Source organism: Streptomyces sp. NPDC104581, from assembly GCF_055583685.1.
Genome location: NZ_JBVJNN010000024.1, coordinates 38,164 through 54,317 on the forward strand (window position 1 = coordinate 38,164; position 16,154 = coordinate 54,317).

Consider the following 16,154-nt stretch of genomic DNA (forward strand, 5'->3'; position numbering starts at 1 on the left):
GTGAGTACCCGACTTCTGCCGCTGCTCATCGTCCTCATGGCGGGTGTGCTCCTCGCGCTCGGCTTCCCGCTCGCCGTGAGCCTCGCGGCGGCCCAGCAGCAGGGCGTGGTCGTCGACCGGATCGACGACACGGCGCGCGTCGCCGCGCTCGCCCAGTTCGTCAGCGAGGGCGACGTGTCCGACGCCGGCGCGGGCACGGGCACCGGAACCGACGAGCGCGGCTCCATGCTGGAGGAGGAGCTCAGGCGCTACCACGAGGTGTACGGCATCCGCGCGGGCGTCTTCTACCGCGACGGAGAGGCCATGGCGCGGGCCCCGGAGGACTGGACGGTGCCCCGGACCGGAGAGGGCCGTCCGGCCTTCCAGGAGGCCCTCCTCGGGCGGCGCAGCGACGACCCCCAGCAGGTCTGGCCCTGGCAGACGCACGGGCGCCTGATCGTCGCGTCGCCCGTGGTACGCGACGGCGACGTCGTCGCCGTCGTCGTGACCGACTCACCCACCGGACAGATGCGCTCGCGGACCCTGGAGGGCTGGCTCTACATCGCGGCTGGCGAGGCCGCCGCCATGCTGCTCGCCGTGGGGGCCGCGATCCGGCTCACCGGCTGGGTCCTGCGCCCCGTACGCGTCCTGGACGCCGCCACGCACGACATCGCCACCGGGCGGATGAAATCCCGCGTCGCCGCCGCCGGGGGACCGCCGGAACTGCGACGGCTCGCCGACTCCTTCAACGAGATGGCCGACAACGTCGAGGACGTCCTCGAACAGCAGCGTGCCTTCGTCGCCGACGCCTCCCACCAACTGCGCAACCCGCTCGCCGCGCTGCTGCTGCGGATCGAACTGCTCGCCCTCGAACTGCCGGCGGGGAACGAGGAGATCGCGTCCGTCCGTACGGAGGGCAAGCGGCTCGGGCAGGTCCTCGACGACCTGCTGGACCTGGCGCTGGCCGAACACGCCGCCGCCGACCTGCGGCTCACCGACGTCGGCGCCCTGGCGTCCGAACGCGTCGCCGCGTGGCGGGCCTACGCGGAGGAGAAGGGCGTCCGGCTGACCGAGAGCACCGGCGCCGTCACCGGCTGGGCCGACCCCGTCGCACTCTCCAGCGCGCTCGACGCGGTCGTGGACAACGCGCTGAAGTTCACGCCCGAGGGCGGCGAGGTGGACGTGCGGGTCGCACGGGGCGGCAGCGACCGCACCACCATCACCGTCACCGACGGCGGCCCCGGACTCACCGACGACGAGATGGACCGGATAGGTGACCGGTTCTGGCGCAGCAACCGCCACCAGAACGTCAAGGGATCGGGGCTCGGCCTGTCCATCTCACGGGCGCTGCTCACCGCGGGCGGCGGGACGATCGCGTACGAACACGCCGACCCGCGCGGGCTGCGGGTGACTCTCACCGTCCCGAGGTCGTCGCCCGCCTCCTCCTGAGAAGGACGGGTCCCCGGGCACCACCTCTTCAGGAGAGGGCCACCACGCGGGCGCACCGTATCGGCGTACGGCACCTTGTCGGTGCAAGGCAGCGCTACGGCTTGACCGACTGGTAGTAGCGCAGCGCGCCCTCGTGCAGCCGCAGCGGATCGGTGTAGATCGCCGTCCGCAGATCCACGAGCTGCGCCGGGTGGACCTTCTTGCCTATCCGGTCCCGGCTCTTGATCACGGTGCGGGTGAAGCCCTCGGTCAGCTCCGGGTCGATCCGGTCCGTGGTCACCAGCAGGTTCGCCACGGCCACGGTGGGCACCGCCGTACCGTCCTGCGCCTTCTTGTACGCGTCGGCGGGCATCACCGCGGAGCGGTAGTAGCGGGTCGCCACCGGGGCCGTGTGGTGCAGCTTGTCCACGAGGGCGTCGTCGAGCGGCACCAGCCGGATGTCGAAGCGCTCCGACAACTGCTGCACGGAGCCGGTGGGCAGCCCGCCCGACCAGAAGAACGCGTCCAGGCCGCCCGACTCCAGACGCCCCGGCATGGTGTCGATGCCCGCCGAGACGGCCGTCACGTCCTTCTTGGGATGCAGCCCGGCGGCGGCCAGCAGACGGTCGGCGATCAGCCGCACACCCGAACCCTCCTGGCCCACCCCCACACGCTTGCCGCGCAGGTCCCGCGCGGACTCGATGGCCGAGTCCTTCGCCACGATCAGCTGGACGTAATCGTCGTACAGCCGCGCGCAGCCCCGCAGCCGGTCGGCCCCCGGCCCGTTGTCCCGCTGGTACTTGGCGACAGCGTCGGCCGTGGCGATGGTGAAATCGGCCTTCCCGGTGGCCACGCGTGAGATGTTCTCCTGCGACCCCTCACTGGTCAGCAGTCCTATCGACACATGGGGCAGGTCCTTGGCGAGATCCTCCTTCAGGAGGTCCCCGTAGCGCTGGTAGACGCCGCTCATCACGCCCGTGCTGAACTTCAGGGACCCGCTCGGTGTCTTCTCCCCGAAGGGCACCAGCCACCACGTCAGCAGCCCGGCCACCACCAGGGCGGCCACGCCTCCCACGAAGGCGGTGCGACGGCTCATACGGGGCGGAAGGGGGAACATGCGGTGATCCTGCCAGTTCACGCGCCGTGAAGACCAGGCCCTGCCCTCACCGGCTTGGGTCCGCCGGGCCGACGGCCCGCCGGGCGGGCACCGAATGAAGGAGTTGGCGCGGAACCACCGCTCCGGGCCGTCAGCCCGGCCGTCGGACGGTCCCCGGCGAAAGGACTGCGCCCCGGTCCCACGTCCTTCGCAGAGCCGGGGGACCGGGTTGACCAGCGCCTCAGACCTCCCCAGGCCCGGCGCTGGGCGCAGCCAAGACCCCGTACCCCCGGCTTCGGGCGTCAAACCCTCCCGGGCCCGACCGGCTTGATCCGGACCGGTGCCCGTTGTCGTAGGTCTCCGAGGAATCGTTGACGTTCCGCGACGCGGGAGAGACAACGGGAGGGGGCACGGGGAGCGCACGGGAATCGCGGGCCTCACCGTTCCACTGGCGGGCCCACCTCGGGCTCCCCCTTACCCTGGACGGGTGACAGACAGCAGTGACGGGGCCGCGGCGGTGGACGAAGTGGGCGTTGAGCGGACCTACGAGGTGCGCACCTACGGGTGCCAGATGAACGTCCACGACTCCGAGCGATTGTCCGGCCTGCTGGAGAACGCCGGCTACGTCCGCGCCCCCGAGGGCGCCGACGGCGACGCCGACGTCGTCGTCTTCAACACCTGCGCCGTACGCGAGAACGCCGACAACAAGCTGTACGGCAACCTCGGCCGGCTCGCCCCGATGAAGACCCGCCGCCCCGGCATGCAGATCGCCGTCGGCGGCTGCCTCGCCCAGAAGGACCGCGACACCATCGTCAAGAGGGCGCCGTGGGTCGACGTCGTCTTCGGTACGCACAACATCGGCAAGCTCCCCGTACTGCTGGAACGCGCCCGCGTACAGGACGAGGCGCAGATCGAGATCGCCGAGTCGCTGGAGGCGTTCCCCTCCACGCTGCCGACCCGCCGCGAGTCCGCCTACGCCGCGTGGGTCTCCATCTCCGTCGGCTGCAACAACACCTGCACCTTCTGCATCGTCCCTGCCCTGCGTGGCAAGGAGAAGGACCGCCGCCCCGGTGACGTACTCGCCGAGGTCGAGGCACTCGTCGCCGAAGGCGTCTCGGAGATCACGCTCCTGGGCCAGAACGTCAACGCGTACGGCTCCGACATGGGCGACCGCGAGGCGTTCTCCAAGCTCCTGCGGGCCTGCGGCAGGATCGAGGGCCTGGAGCGCGTCCGCTTCACCTCGCCGCACCCGCGCGACTTCACCGACGACGTCATCGCCGCCATGGCCGAGACGCCCAACGTCATGCCCCAGTTGCACATGCCGCTCCAGTCCGGCTCGGACACCGTCCTCAGGGCGATGCGCCGCTCCTACCGGCAGGAGCGCTTCCTCGGCATCATCGACAAGGTCCGCGCGGCCATCCCGCACGCCGCCATCTCCACCGACATCATCGTGGGCTTCCCCGGCGAGACCGAGGAGGACTTCCAGCAGACGATGCACACGGTGCGCCGGGCCCGCTTCGCGAACGCCTTCACCTTCCAGTACTCCAAGCGCCCCGGAACGCCCGCCGCCGACATGGACGGGCAGATTCCCAAGGAGGTCGTGCAGGAGCGCTACCTGCGCCTGGTCGCCCTCCAGGAGGAGATCTCCTGGGAGGAGAACAAGGCGCAGGTCGGGCGCACGCTCGACGTCATGGTCGCCGAGGGAGAGGGCCGCAAGGACGGAGCCACCCGCCGGCTCTCCGGACGCGCGCCCGACAATCGGCTGGTGCACTTCACCGCGCCCGACCAGGAGGTGCGTCCGGGCGATGTGGTGACCGTCGACATCACGTACGCGGCCCCGCACCATCTGCTCGCCGAGGGCCCGACGACCCGGATCCGCCGCACCCGTGCCGGAGACGCCTGGCAGCGGCGCAACGCCGCCCCGTCCGCGCCGACGGGTGTCCTGCTCGGTCTGCCGTCGATCGGCGTCCCGCCGCCGCTGCCCGCGGCGACCGGCGGCTGCTCGGCGGTGTGAGGCCCGCCGCGGCGCACTGACACGGCCGGCCCGCGCCCCGGTGGGCGCCGGCGGGCCCGGGGCGTGACCTAGTCTGCGCAGCATGCTCGTATCCGCGGCCGTGTGCCCGTGTCCGCCCCTGCTCGTCCCCGCCGTCGCCGCCGGCGCCGCTCCGGAACTCGACACCGCGCGGGACGCCTGCGCCGACGCGATCGGCGTCCTCGCCGCCTCCCGGCCCGACCGGCTCGTGGTCGTCGGACCGGCCGCGGGCGCGACGGACCCGACGACATACCCGCAGGGTGCGCGCGGCTCCTTCCGGGGCTACGGGGTGGCCGTCGACGTCACACTCGACGGCCGGTCGCCGGGGGCCGAGGACCACGCGGGGCGATCCGGCCCCGAACTGCCGGCCTCGCTGGCCGTCGGCGCCTGGCTGCTCGCCCACGTCGCCTGGACCGCCGCGCCGATCCAGGGACTCGCCGTCCCGGAACCACTCGACGCGGACCGGTGCGTCAAGAGCGGCTACGACATCACGGCGGGCGAGGAGCGGGTGGCACTGCTGGTGCTGGGCGACGCGAGCGCGTGCCGCACGCTCAAGGCGCCGGGATATCTCGACGAGCGCGCCGCGGCCTTCGACGCCGAGGTCGCCCGCGCGCTCGGCTCGGCCGACGTGGCGGCGCTCGCCGCGCTGGACGAGTCCCTGGCGGCCGATCTGCGGGCGGCGGGCCGCGCCTGCTGGCAGGTCCTCGCGGGCGCGGCTGAGGGGGCGTCCCTCGGCGGCGCGCTGCTGTACGACGACGCGCCGTACGGCGTGGGCTATCTGGTGGCGGCCTGGTCGTAAGGGGCCGGAGGAGAGCCTCCTGATGCCTGATGCCTGATGGCGGGGGGGGGGGGGGGGGGGGGGGGGGGGGGGGGGCGGAGGGAGGGGGGGGGGGGGGGGGGGGAGGGAGAGGGGGGGGGGGGGAGGGGGTGGCGGGGGGGGGGGGGGGGGCGGGGGGGGGGGCCCCCCCCGACCCCCCCCCCCCCCCCCCCCCCCCCCCCCCCCCCCCCCCCCCCCCCCCTCCCCCCCCTCCCATCCCCCCCCCCCCCCCCCCCCCCCCCCCCCCCCCCCCCCCCCACCAGCCCCCAGGACGTGCCGGTCACCGGCCGTTCTCCTGGCCTCAGGAAGCCGGCGGCGAGGAGGGCGGGGTTGTGGTGCCGCCGGTGCCGCCCCCGTCCTTGCCCTCCTTGTGGGAAATCCGCTCCAAGGCGTCCTTGGCCTTGCCGGTCCCGGACTCGATCTTGTCGCTGTACTTGCCCTTGGTCTTCTGGTCGACCGTCTTCGCGGCCTTGTCCAGCCCCTCGCCGATCTTTCCCCCGTGCTGCTGCGCGAGGTCGGAGACTTTGTCCTTGGCGGGGGACAGCTTGGACTTCAGTGAGTCAAGGAAGCTCATGGGTCACCTTCCCTCGGGCCCCGGTGAGGGGCGATCGGCTCTGTGCCGACTGACTGTGCGCGGGCGCCTCCGCCGATGCCGCCGCCGGCCGCTTCGCCGTCGGCGGCGCCTCGCTTCCGCCGTCCGTCCACGTATCCGCAGTCGTCCGCTCGGACCCCCGTCCGGACTTCCGGCGAAGCCGTGCGAAAACGCCCGTATCACCTCCATATGCTACTCGTGCGGGCGAAATCCCGCGTCGCCCGGAGCGTCCCGTCACGCCCCCGAGGACACCGGCCCCGTGAACCGGATCTCGGGAGCCCACAGTGGCCGACCACCCCGGAGAGCCCCGGACAGGGGCCGTCACCCCACTCGTTCGGGAACCGGCCGCCACGTTTGCGAGACTGGGGCGGTGAGTACCGCAGCGCCCGCACCGCGGGTCATCGCCGTCGTCGGCCCCACCGCGGCCGGCAAGTCCGACCTGGGCGTCCATCTCGCCCGGAAACTCGACGGCGAGGTCGTCAACGCCGACTCCATGCAGCTCTACCGCGGGATGGACATCGGTACCGCCAAGCTGACGACCGAGGAGCGCCGAGGCGTCCCGCACCACCTCCTCGACATCTGGGACGTCACCGAGGCGGCCAACGTCGCCGAGTACCAGCGGCTGGCCAGGATCGAGATCGACCGGCTGCTCGCCGATGGCCGTACCCCCGTCCTCGTCGGCGGTTCCGGCCTCTACGTACGGGGCGCCATCGACGCACTCGACTTCCCCGGCACCGACCCCGAGGTGCGCGCCCGGCTGGAGGAGGAGCTGAAGCTGCGCGGCTCCGGTGCCCTGCACGCCCGGCTGGCCGCCGCCGATCCGCCGGCGGGCCGCGCGATCCTTCCCAGCAACGGGCGGCGCATCGTCCGGGCCCTTGAGGTCTTCGAGATCACCGGTAAGCCGTTCACCGCCAGTCTGCCCGGCCACGACGCCGTGTACGAGACGGTGCAGATCGGCGTCGACGTCGAACGCCCCGAACTCGACGAGCGCATCGCGCTGCGCGTCGACCGTATGTGGGAGGCCGGGCTCGTCGACGAGGTGCGCGAGTTGGAGGCCCGCGGCCTGCGCGAGGGCCGTACGGCCTCGCGCGCCCTCGGCTACCAGCAGGTGCTCGCGGCCCTCGCCGGCGACTGCACCGAGGACCAGGCGCGCGCCGAGACCGTACGCGCCACCAAGCGCTTCGCGCGCCGTCAGGACTCGTGGTTCCGCCGCGACCCCCGTGTCCACTGGCTGAGCGGCGCGGCCGACGACCGGGAGGAACTCCCGCACCTCGCGCTGACGTTGGTCGAACGAGCGGTCACAGCCTGATCACGTGATGGCATCGGGACGCTCAGGCCGTCAATCCGGTGCCCGGGGCCGTGCCATCATCGAGCATCGATCGACCCGTTGAGTCCGAGTTGGGAGGGCGCGTGGCGATGGAGGCCGGCCCTCGCAACACAGATCAGGGGACTCGGGATTCGCGGGAAGAAGTCCCGCGGCTGAGTCCCGACGGACCCGACGACGCGGACGCGGTGACTCCCGAGGTGGAGGTCGAGCTCCGCCCGCAGCGACGCCTGCGCATCTGGCAGCTCGCTCCCATCGTCATGCTCGCCGCCATCGGCTCGCTGATGTTCGCCTTCCCCCTGGCTTTCGGGACGGGCGACGGCGGCGCCGTCGTGGCCATGCTCGGCCTGCTGCTCAGCTGCTCCGCCGCGGGCTGGGGCATGATGGCCGCCCGACGCGTCGGCCACACCTGGCCCGGTCTGCCGCCCCGCGGCTCGGGCGAGCGCCCGGACTGGCGTGTTCTCGCCCTGTACGTGACCGCGGGTCTCGCCCTGGTCGCCCTCGCCGTCTGGCGGGTCGCCCGCCTCCGGTGAGACGACGGGGCCCGCCGCCGCCCGTATCCCGGTCCCCCTCCGCCGAGCCGACCGCTTCCAACGGCGGGTACGCCGCCTTCCGCGTTCGCGCTGTCGGTCCCACCTCGTACGATTGACGCGTGAGTACCCACCGCCCCGCCGCGCAGCCGTCACCGGTCCCCTTCCTCAAGGGCCACGGGACCGAGAACGACTTCGTGATCATTCCTGACCCGGACAACGCGGTCGCCCTGTCCGCCGCCGCCGTCGCGAAGCTCTGCGACCGCCGCGCCGGTATCGGTGGCGACGGGCTGCTGCACGTCGTACGGTCCGCCGCGCACCCCGAGGCGCGCGCCGTGGCCGACCGGGCCGAGTGGTTCATGGACTACCGCAACGCGGACGGTTCGGTCGCCGAGATGTGCGGCAACGGCGTGCGGGTCTTCGCGTGGTATCTGCGGCGCGCCGGCCTCGTGGACGCGGGGGACCTCGCCGTCGCCACCCGTGGCGGCGTGAAGGAGGTCCACATCGCCAAGTCCCCGGAGACGGACGGCGGGACGGCCGATCCGGGGAACGTCACGGTCCGCATGGGACGCGCCGTCCTCCCCGACGGGGACGTCAGCGTCGTTGTGGGGGAGCGCGGTTGGCCCGCCCGTCACGTCAACATGGGCAATCCGCACGCCGTCGCCTTCGTCGACGACCTCGACCACGCGGGGAATCTGTTCACCGCGCCGCCCGTCAGCCCCGCCTCGGCCTATCCGGACGGCGTGAACGTCGAATTCGTCGTCGGACGCGGCCCCCGCCATGTGGCCATGCGCGTCCACGAACGCGGCTCGGGCGAGACGCGGTCCTGCGGTACGGGCGCGTGCGCCGTCGCGGTCGCAGCGGCCCGCAGGGACGGCGTCGACCCCGCGGTGACCGGTGAGCCCGTCACGTACACGGTCGACCTGCCCGGCGGACGGCTCGTCATCACCGAACGCCCCGACGGCGAGATCGAGATGACCGGCCCGGCCGTGATCGTGGCGGAGGGTCGGCTCGACGGCGCGTGGGCGGCGTCGCTCGACACGCTCTGAAGTCCTCGGCACCCGGCGGCAGATTCGCTCGAATGGGTGATCCGGTTCACGCCGGGGGAGAGGTGGACCGAGGCACGTGGTGGGGTCGGTAGCATCAAGCACCGGCCGGGAGCGCGTTCCTGTCCTTCCCACCGCCGGTCGATGCTGCCGGAGGTGCCCCATGAGCGCAGAGGCGACCAGCCCTGGTGCCCGGAGCCGCAGGCGCGGCCGTACCAGTTTCGACCTCCGACGGCTCGGCAGAGCCGCCTTGCTGGGGCCGGCTGCCAGGGACCGGCTGCCGGACGCCATCGGCCATGTGGCCGACGCCCATCGCGCGCACCACCCCGACGCCGATCTGCTCGTACTGGGCAAGGCGTACGTACTCGCCGAGATGTCGCACCGCGGACAGTTCCGCAAGAGCGGCGAGCCGTACATCACGCATCCGCTCGCGGTGACGCTGATCCTCGCCGAACTCGGCGCCGAGACCACGACGTTGACCGCCTCGCTCCTCCACGACACCGTCGAGGACACGGATGTGACGCTCGATCAGGTGCGCGCGGAGTTCGGCGACGAGGTCTGCTACCTGGTCGACGGGGTCACGAAGCTGGAGAAGGTCGACTACGGAGCCGCCGCCGAGCCCGAGACCTTCCGCAAGATGCTCGTCGCCACCGGCAACGACGTCCGGGTGATGTCGATCAAGCTGGCCGACCGGCTGCACAACATGCGCACCCTCGGTGTGATGCGCCAGGAGAAGCAGGAACGCATCGCCAAGGTCACCCACGACGTGCTCATCCCGCTGGCCGAACGGCTCGGCGTGCAGGCGCTCAAGACCGAGCTGGAGGACCTGGTCTTCGCGATCCTCCAGCCGGCGGAGTACGAGCGCACCCGCACCGTCATCGCGCCCCCCCCCCCCCCCCCCCCGAGCCTGGACCTGGTCGCCGAGGACGTGCGGCGCACGCTCCGTGAGGCCGGCATCACGGGCGAAGTCGTCATCAGGCCGCGGCACTTCCTCTCCGTCCACCGCGCCCGGCTGAAACGCGGCGAGATGCGCGGCACGGACTTCGGCCGCCTCCTGGTCCTCGTCGGGGAGGACGCCGACTGCTACGCCGTGCTGGGGGAACTGCACACCTGCTTCACGCCGGTGGTCTCCGAGTTCAAGGACTTTATCGCCGCCCCCAAGTACAACCTGTACCAGTCGCTGCACACGGCGGTCGCGGGCCCCGGCGGGGCCGTCGTCGAAGTCCTCATCCGTACCCACCAGATGCACAAGGTCGCCGAGGCCGGAGTGGTCGCGCTGGGCAATCCGTACGCGCCCGTGGACGGGGCGGAGCCGGCCGAAGGCGAACGCGCCGACCCGACCAGGCCCGGCTGGCTCTCCCGCCTCCTGGAGTGGCAGGAGTCGGCCACCGACCCGGACACGTTCTGGACGACGCTGCGCGCCGACCTCGCCCAGGACCGCGAGATCAGCGTCTTCCTCGCCGACGGGGGCATGCTGGGCCTGCCCGCCGGCGCGACCTGTGTGGACGCGGCGTACGCGCAGCACGGCGACGGCGCGCACGGCTGCATCGGCGCGCGCGTCAACGGCCGTCTGGCGACGCTCAGTACGGTCCTGGTGGACGGCGACACGGTGCAGCTGCTGCTGGCTCACAGCCCCGCCCAGGAGCCCCGGAACGGCCGGGACGCCCACGGACCGGGTGCCCAGGCGCACGACCGGCCCCAGGACGGCGCCCCCGGCCCGTCGCCCGAGTGGCTGGACCACGCCCGTACGCCCGCCGCGCGGATCGCGATCGCCGGCTGGCTCGCCGCGAATCCGGAGAGCCTGAAGGTGCCCGCGGCGCCGCCCCGTACGCCCGGCGCCGTCACGGCGGGGCGGCGCGGTGTGGCCAATGTGGTCGTGGACGTACCCGAGGCGACGGTACGGCTGGCCGGCTGCTGCACCCCCGTACCGCCCGACGACGTCACCGGATTCACGGTCCGGGGCGGCGCCGTCACCGTGCACCGCACGGAGTGTCCCGCCGTCGGCAGGATGACCGCGCTCGACCGCCCGCCGGTCGCCGTGAGCTGGGGTGACGAGCCGGAGTGCCGGGTCACGCTGTACGCGGAGTCGTTCGGCCGCCCGCGGCTGCTCGCCGACCTCACCGAAGTCATCGCCACGGCGGGCGCGGCGATCGTGTCGGCCAACGTGGAGCCGCCGAGCGAGCAGCGGGTACGGCACACGTACACGCTCCAACTGCCCGACGCGGCGGGGCTTCCCGGCCTGATGCGCGCCATGCGCGACGTGCCCGGAGTGTTCGACGTACGGCGCGCGCAGCACGAGCCCGCTCCCTGAGCGGTGCCCACCGCCCGCCCCACCGCCCGGTACGCCGCGCTCCCGCCCCGTCGCGCCCCACACCTCTTTCGGGTGGGCCTGAGCGCGCCACCGCCGTACGTACGCCGCGCGCTGGTAGCGGTGGTCCATGCTGCTCACCTCCCCCCGGCTGCGCGCCGCCCTGCTGGCCACCGCGTCGGCCACCCTCGTCGCCGCGACGCTCCCCGCTCCCGCCCCGGTGGCGCTCGGTATCGGCGACCCGCTCTTCCCGCATCTGGGCAACCCCGGATACGACGTGCTCGCCTACGACATCGCCCTCACCTACCGGGGTGACAACTCCGAGCCGCTCGACGCGGTCACCAGGATCGACGCCCGCGCGACCCAGCGCCTGGAACGCGTCAACCTCGACTTCACCCACGGCAAGGTCAGGTCCGTCGAGGTCGACGGCGCGCGCGCCGACTTCGCGACCGCCGGTGAGGACCTCGTGGTCACGCCGCGTGAGGCCGTGGAGGCCGGCGCACCCGTACGCGTCACCGTCAGCCACACCAGCGACCCCACCGGCGGCAAAGGCGGCTGGGTGCGGACGAAGGACGGCCTCGCGATGGCCAATCAGGCCGACGCCGCGCACCGTGTCTTCCCGGGCAACGACCACCCCGCCGACAAGGCGGCGTTCACCTTCCGGGTGACCGCGCCCGCCGGGCTGACCGCCGTGGCCAACGGCCTGCCGGTGGCGAGGAACCGTAACGGCGCGACCACCACCTGGACGTACCGCACCCGTCACCCCATGGCCACCGAGCTGGCCCAGGTGTCGATCGGCGAGTCGGCCGTGGTCCACCGGCAGGGCCCGCACGGGCTGCCCCTGCGCGACGTGGTCCCGGCCGCCGACCGCGAGAGGCTGGAACCGTGGCTGGCGAAGACACCGGCGCAGATCGAGTGGATGGAGCGGCAGGTCGGGCGGTACCCCTTCGAGACGTACGGGGTCCTCGTCGCCGGCGCGGAGACCGGGTTCGAGCTGGAGACGCAGACGCTGTCGCTCTTCGAGCGCTCGCTGTTCACCCGTCCCGAGTACCCCGAGTGGTACGTCGAGTCGGTCATGGTCCACGAGCTGGCGCACCAGTGGTTCGGCGACAGCGTCTCGCCGCGCACCTGGTCCGACCTGTGGCTCAACGAGGGCCACGCGAGCTGGTACGAGGCGCTGTACGCGCAGGAGTACGCGGACAAGCCGCTGGAGGAGCGGATGCGCGAGGCCTACCGGCTGTCCGACGGCTGGCGCGCGGCGGGCGGACCACCCGCGGCACCGGAGCCGCCGTCGCCCGGCGAGCAGATCAGCCTGTTCCGGCCGGTGGTGTACGACGGCAGCGCGCTGGTGCTCTACGCGCTGCGCCAGGAGATCGGCGCCGGGGAGTTCCGGCGGCTGGAGCGGGACTGGGTGCGCGAACACCGGGACGGGACCGCGAGCACGGCGGACTTCACCCGGCTGGCGTCGGACATCGCGGGGCGTGACCTGTCGGCGTTCTTCGAGGCGTGGCTGTACGGGCGGAAGACACCGCCCATGCCGGGGCACCCGGACTGGAAGAGCGCGGCGGTGAAGTAGGGGCCGGTGGACGGCGCGCGGGGAGGGCCGACGCCACGGCCGCCGGGACGGCCGGGAAACGGGGCACGAAACCCATATGACGCTCCCGGCCGTGACGTGCCACCATCAAGGGGTCGGCGGCGCCGCCGGGACCGGTACTCCGGGACGGGAGCGCCCGGCCGGGACGCCGGGAATCAATCCGGGTCGTCACGCGTTGTGACCGATGTGGGTGGGCAGTCTGTCCACACCCGAACTTCTCTTCGACGTAAGGATCCAATGACCTCCTCTTCTTCCCCTTCCCAGGACGAGCAGATCTCCGCGGACCCCCGTACGGAAAGCCTTCGGGCCGATGCCCTGATGGAAGAGGACGTCGCCTGGAGCCAGGAGATCGACGGAAACCGGGACGGCGACCAGTTCGACCGTTCCGACCGCGCGGCGCTGCGGCGCGTGGCGGGCCTTTCCACCGAGCTCGAGGACGTCACCGAGGTCGAGTACCGGCAGCTGCGCCTGGAGCGCGTGGTGCTGGTCGGCGTCTGGGTCTCCGGGACGGTGCGGGAGGCCGAGAACTCGCTCGCGGAGCTGGCGGCGCTGGCCGAGACGGCCGGCGCGCTCGTGCTCGACGGAGTCATCCAGCGCCGTGACAAGCCCGACCCGGCCACCTACATCGGCTCGGGCAAGGCGCGTGAGCTGTACGACCTGGTGCTGGAGACCGGGGCGGACACCGTCGTCTGCGACGGTGAGCTCAGCCCCGGCCAGCTCATTCATCTCGAGGACGTCGTCAAGGTCAAGGTCGTGGACCGTACGGCCCTGATCCTGGACATCTTCGCCCAGCACGCCAAGTCGCGGGAGGGCAAGGCGCAGGTCGCGCTGGCCCAGATGCAGTACATGCTGCCGAGGCTGCGCGGCTGGGGCCAGTCGCTGTCCCGGCAGATGGGTGGCGGCGGCGGTGGCGGCATGGCCACCCGTGGTCCCGGTGAGACGAAGATCGAGACGGACCGGCGCCGGATCCGCGAGAAGATGGCGAAGATGCGCCGGGAGATCGCGGAGATGAAGACCGGCCGCGAGATCAAGCGGCAGGAGCGCCGTCGCCACCGGGTGCCGTCGGTCGCGATCGCCGGATACACGAACGCGGGCAAGTCCTCGCTGCTCAACCGCCTCACCGGCGCGGGCGTCCTGGTGGAGAACGCGCTGTTCGCCACCCTGGACCCGACCGTGCGCCGGGCCGAGACACCGAGCGGCAGGATCTACACGCTGGCCGACACCGTCGGGTTCGTACGGCATCTGCCGCACCACCTCGTGGAGGCGTTCCGGTCGACGATGGAGGAGGTCGGGGACTCCGATCTGATCCTGCACGTGGTCGACGGTTCGCATCCCGCGCCCGAGGAGCAGCTCGCCGCCGTGCGCGAGGTGATCCGCGACGTGGGCGCGGTGGACGTCCGCGAGATCGTGGTGATCAACAAGGCCGACGCGGCGGACCCGGAGGTCCTCCAGCGGCTGCTGCGGATGGAGCGGCACGCGATCGCCGTCTCCGCCCGGACCGGTGCCGGGATGGCGGAGCTGCTCGCACTCATCGACACCGAGCTGCCCAGGCCCGCGATCACGGTCGAGGCGCTGGTGCCGTACACGGACGGCGGCCTGGTCTCGCGGGTGCACGCCGAAGGCGAGGTGCTTTCCGAGGAGCACACCCCGGAAGGCACCCTGCTGAAGGCACAGGTCCACGAGGAGCTGGCGTCGGCGCTCTCCGCGTACATGCCCGTGCCCGCGGCCGGCTGAGCACCGCGCGGCGATCCGTTCACGGCGGAAGGCCCGCCCCCTCCACGCGAGGGGGCGGGCCTTCCCGCTGTACCGGTTCCGGGGCGTCTACTGCCCCGCGAACTTGTCGCTCATCATCGTGTAGAGCTGTTCGGCACCCTCGCCGAGCCGGGGACCGGCCAGCCAGCCCGAAGTGACCGGGCCGATCGAGGTGTTGGAGACCAGCACCGACTTGCCGTCGGGTCCCGCCGCGAACCAGCCGCCGCCGGAGGAGCCACCGGTCATGGAGCAGCCGATGCGCCACATCGTGGGCGTACCGGTGGCGATCGACAGCCGGCCGGCGGTGTCGACGCACTTGTGCATGATCAGCCCGTCGTACGGCGGGGCCGCGGGGTAACCCCAGGCGCCGAGGCTGCCGATACCGCTCGCCTCGGGCGCGTCGAAGTCGACGTCGAGGGCCGCGCCGACCGTCTCCTCCAGCGACTTGCCGCCGTTCTCCGGGGTGACGTGCATGACCGCGTAGTCGTACGCGGCTCCGTCGCCGCCGGTCGGGCCGCCGTCGCTGATCCACTCGTTGGAGGTGGCGACCCAGTCGGCCCAGTACTGCCCGTACGGGGCGATCTCGTGCGGCTGCGCGTTCTGAAGATCGGCTGAGGACTTGCCCGTGTTGTTGTAGGCGGGGGCGAACATGATGTTCCGGTACCAGCCGCCGCCGGCGCCCGCGTGCACGCAGTGGCCCGCGGTCCACACGAGGTTGGACTTGCCGGGGTTCTTCGGGTCCTTGATCACGGTGGCCGAGCAGACCATCGAGCCCTCGGGGGAGTCGAAGAAGACCTTGCCGACCGGCGCCGCGTGGTCGGTGTACGGCGTCTTCTCCGGCTCGGCCCGGACCGGCCGCGGCTCGGGGTCGGTGACGTCCTGGTCGCCGGAGATGTCACCGGCGGCGAGCGTCTTCGTCGGCGACTTGGCCGTCTTCATCCGCTCGGGCTTCCACAGGTCCTCGATGACCGGGTTGACGAAGTCCTTGGCGCTGCGCAGCCAGGTGTCCTTCTCCCAGTTCTTCCACTCACCGTCCTTCCACTTCTCCGGGTCGACTCCGTGCTCCTTGAGCCGGTCGGCCAGATCCGCGGGTATCTCCCTGCCTCCCTCGTCGCCGGCGGGAGTCGAGGCGGCGGGCTTGTCCGCCGCCGTTTCCTCGCCCCCACCGCCGCAGGCCGTCGCCGTCAGCGCGAGGGCCGCGGCAAGGCCGGTGGCGGTCAGCAGTGGACGTATCGATCGCATGGAAAACGTTCCCCCTGAATGCACTTGAGTTCTTGCCATGAGCGTGTCACGCAGAAAGGTGGTCCTCAGGCGGACCACCTCGCGGTGGCCTCACCCTATGCCGCCCGTGTCCGCGCCCGGCCCCCAGGCCCTGCCTTCGAATGGCGTCTGGCTCACGGCGCCCGGCACCCGCCCTCGCCGCGTTGTCGGAAGTCGCCCGGGTACGTCCGGTACGAGGGCGGTCCGCCGCCTTGTGTTGGCACGCCACCGGACGCCGTGAGCCCCGCCCCGCGGGCGGACGACGCCAGTTCGACGACAGGACCCAGGTCCGGGGGGGGGGGGGGGGGGGGCGGGGGGGAGGGGGGGGGGGGCGGGGGGGGGGGGGGGTTGGGGGGGGTGGGGGGGGGTTTTGGGGTGGTGGGGGGGTTCTTTTTC

The 16,154-nt window shown here is 72.6% G+C and carries 12 protein-coding genes; 9 read left to right on the forward strand and 3 right to left on the reverse strand.

Annotated features, from left to right (window positions below; translation table 11 throughout):
• Complete coding sequence (locus ACZ61E_RS20640; RefSeq protein WP_469701284.1) at nt 1–1,428, forward strand: sensor histidine kinase; 1,428 nt, start codon at nt 1–3, stop codon at nt 1,426–1,428.
• Nucleotides 1,429–1,522: 94 nt separating this feature from the next.
• Here ACZ61E_RS20640 and ACZ61E_RS20645 read toward each other — a convergent pair whose 3' ends face one another.
• Nucleotides 1,523–2,524, reverse strand: coding sequence for a TAXI family TRAP transporter solute-binding subunit (locus ACZ61E_RS20645; protein ID WP_469701285.1), 1,002 nt, complete (start codon nt 2,522–2,524; stop codon nt 1,523–1,525).
• A gap of 466 nt (nt 2,525–2,990) precedes the next feature.
• On the opposite strand from ACZ61E_RS20645, the gene miaB reads away from it, so the two are divergent.
• Together miaB and ACZ61E_RS20655 are read left to right on the forward strand one after the other, a co-directional pair.
• The gene (miaB, locus tag ACZ61E_RS20650; protein WP_469701286.1) at nt 2,991–4,517 is read left to right on the forward strand and encodes a tRNA (N6-isopentenyl adenosine(37)-C2)-methylthiotransferase MiaB; all 1,527 of its coding nucleotides are present in this window, start codon (nt 2,991–2,993) and stop codon (nt 4,515–4,517) included.
• Between the two features lie 82 nt (nt 4,518–4,599).
• A complete protein-coding gene (locus tag ACZ61E_RS20655; RefSeq protein WP_469701287.1) occupies nt 4,600–5,334 on the forward strand; it encodes a class III extradiol dioxygenase subunit B-like domain-containing protein in 735 nt (244 codons plus the stop codon).
• A 319-nt stretch (nt 5,335–5,653) separates the two neighbouring features.
• Here the strand turns inward: ACZ61E_RS20655 and ACZ61E_RS20660 are convergent, their stop codons facing one another.
• The gene (locus ACZ61E_RS20660; RefSeq protein ID WP_469701288.1) at nt 5,654–5,926 is read right to left on the reverse strand and encodes an antitoxin; all 273 of its coding nucleotides are present in this window, start codon (nt 5,924–5,926) and stop codon (nt 5,654–5,656) included.
• A 388-nt stretch (nt 5,927–6,314) separates the two neighbouring features.
• Here ACZ61E_RS20660 and miaA point away from each other — a divergent pair, with 388 nt between their 5' ends.
• From miaA to hflX, 6 genes are all read left to right on the forward strand, one after another.
• Complete coding sequence (miaA, locus tag ACZ61E_RS20665; RefSeq protein ID WP_469701289.1) at nt 6,315–7,253, forward strand: tRNA (adenosine(37)-N6)-dimethylallyltransferase MiaA; 939 nt, start codon at nt 6,315–6,317, stop codon at nt 7,251–7,253.
• A 107-nt stretch (nt 7,254–7,360) separates the two neighbouring features.
• On the forward strand, nt 7,361–7,801 hold the full coding sequence (locus ACZ61E_RS20670; RefSeq protein WP_469701290.1) for a hypothetical protein: 441 nt from the start codon (nt 7,361–7,363) through the stop codon (nt 7,799–7,801).
• Nucleotides 7,802–7,920: 119 nt separating this feature from the next.
• Nucleotides 7,921–8,847 carry a diaminopimelate epimerase gene (dapF, locus tag ACZ61E_RS20675; protein WP_469701291.1) on the forward strand — a complete coding sequence of 309 codons (927 nt, stop codon included), beginning with the start codon at nt 7,921–7,923 and terminating at the stop codon, nt 8,845–8,847.
• A gap of 160 nt (nt 8,848–9,007) precedes the next feature.
• Entirely contained in the window at nt 9,008–11,155 is a 2,148-nt protein-coding gene (locus tag ACZ61E_RS20680; RefSeq protein ID WP_469701292.1) for a RelA/SpoT family protein, read from the forward strand.
• Between the two features lie 127 nt (nt 11,156–11,282).
• Complete coding sequence (locus ACZ61E_RS20685; RefSeq protein ID WP_469701293.1) at nt 11,283–12,728, forward strand: M1 family metallopeptidase; 1,446 nt, start codon at nt 11,283–11,285, stop codon at nt 12,726–12,728.
• A gap of 255 nt (nt 12,729–12,983) precedes the next feature.
• On the forward strand, nt 12,984–14,480 hold the full coding sequence (gene hflX / locus ACZ61E_RS20690; protein WP_469701294.1) for a GTPase HflX: 1,497 nt from the start codon (nt 12,984–12,986) through the stop codon (nt 14,478–14,480).
• 87 nt (nt 14,481–14,567) lie between these two features.
• On the opposite strand, the gene ACZ61E_RS20695 is transcribed toward hflX, so the two are convergent.
• Complete coding sequence (locus ACZ61E_RS20695) at nt 14,568–15,740, reverse strand: trypsin-like serine peptidase (RefSeq protein WP_469701295.1); 1,173 nt, start codon at nt 15,738–15,740, stop codon at nt 14,568–14,570.
• Between the last annotated feature and the right edge of the window lie 414 nt (nt 15,741–16,154).

What these genes read in the sequence shown, in the direction of transcription:
- ACZ61E_RS20680 (WP_469701292.1), top strand. Translation starts at nt 9,008, where the DNA reads ATGAGCGCAGAGGCGACCAGCCCTGGTGCCCGGAGCCGCAGGCGCGGC.
- ACZ61E_RS20670 (WP_469701290.1), top strand. Translation starts at nt 7,361, where the DNA reads ATGGAGGCCGGCCCTCGCAACACAGATCAGGGGACTCGGGATTCGCGG.
- ACZ61E_RS20695 (WP_469701295.1), bottom strand. Translation starts at nt 15,740, where the DNA reads ATGCGATCGATACGTCCACTGCTGACCGCCACCGGCCTTGCCGCGGCC.
- ACZ61E_RS20660 (WP_469701288.1), bottom strand. Translation starts at nt 5,926, where the DNA reads ATGAGCTTCCTTGACTCACTGAAGTCCAAGCTGTCCCCCGCCAAGGAC.
- ACZ61E_RS20645 (WP_469701285.1), bottom strand. Translation starts at nt 2,524, where the DNA reads ATGTTCCCCCTTCCGCCCCGTATGAGCCGTCGCACCGCCTTCGTGGGA.
- ACZ61E_RS20685 (WP_469701293.1), top strand. Translation starts at nt 11,283, where the DNA reads ATGCTGCTCACCTCCCCCCGGCTGCGCGCCGCCCTGCTGGCCACCGCG.
- ACZ61E_RS20655 (WP_469701287.1), top strand. Translation starts at nt 4,600, where the DNA reads ATGCTCGTATCCGCGGCCGTGTGCCCGTGTCCGCCCCTGCTCGTCCCC.
- hflX (WP_469701294.1), top strand. Translation starts at nt 12,984, where the DNA reads ATGACCTCCTCTTCTTCCCCTTCCCAGGACGAGCAGATCTCCGCGGAC.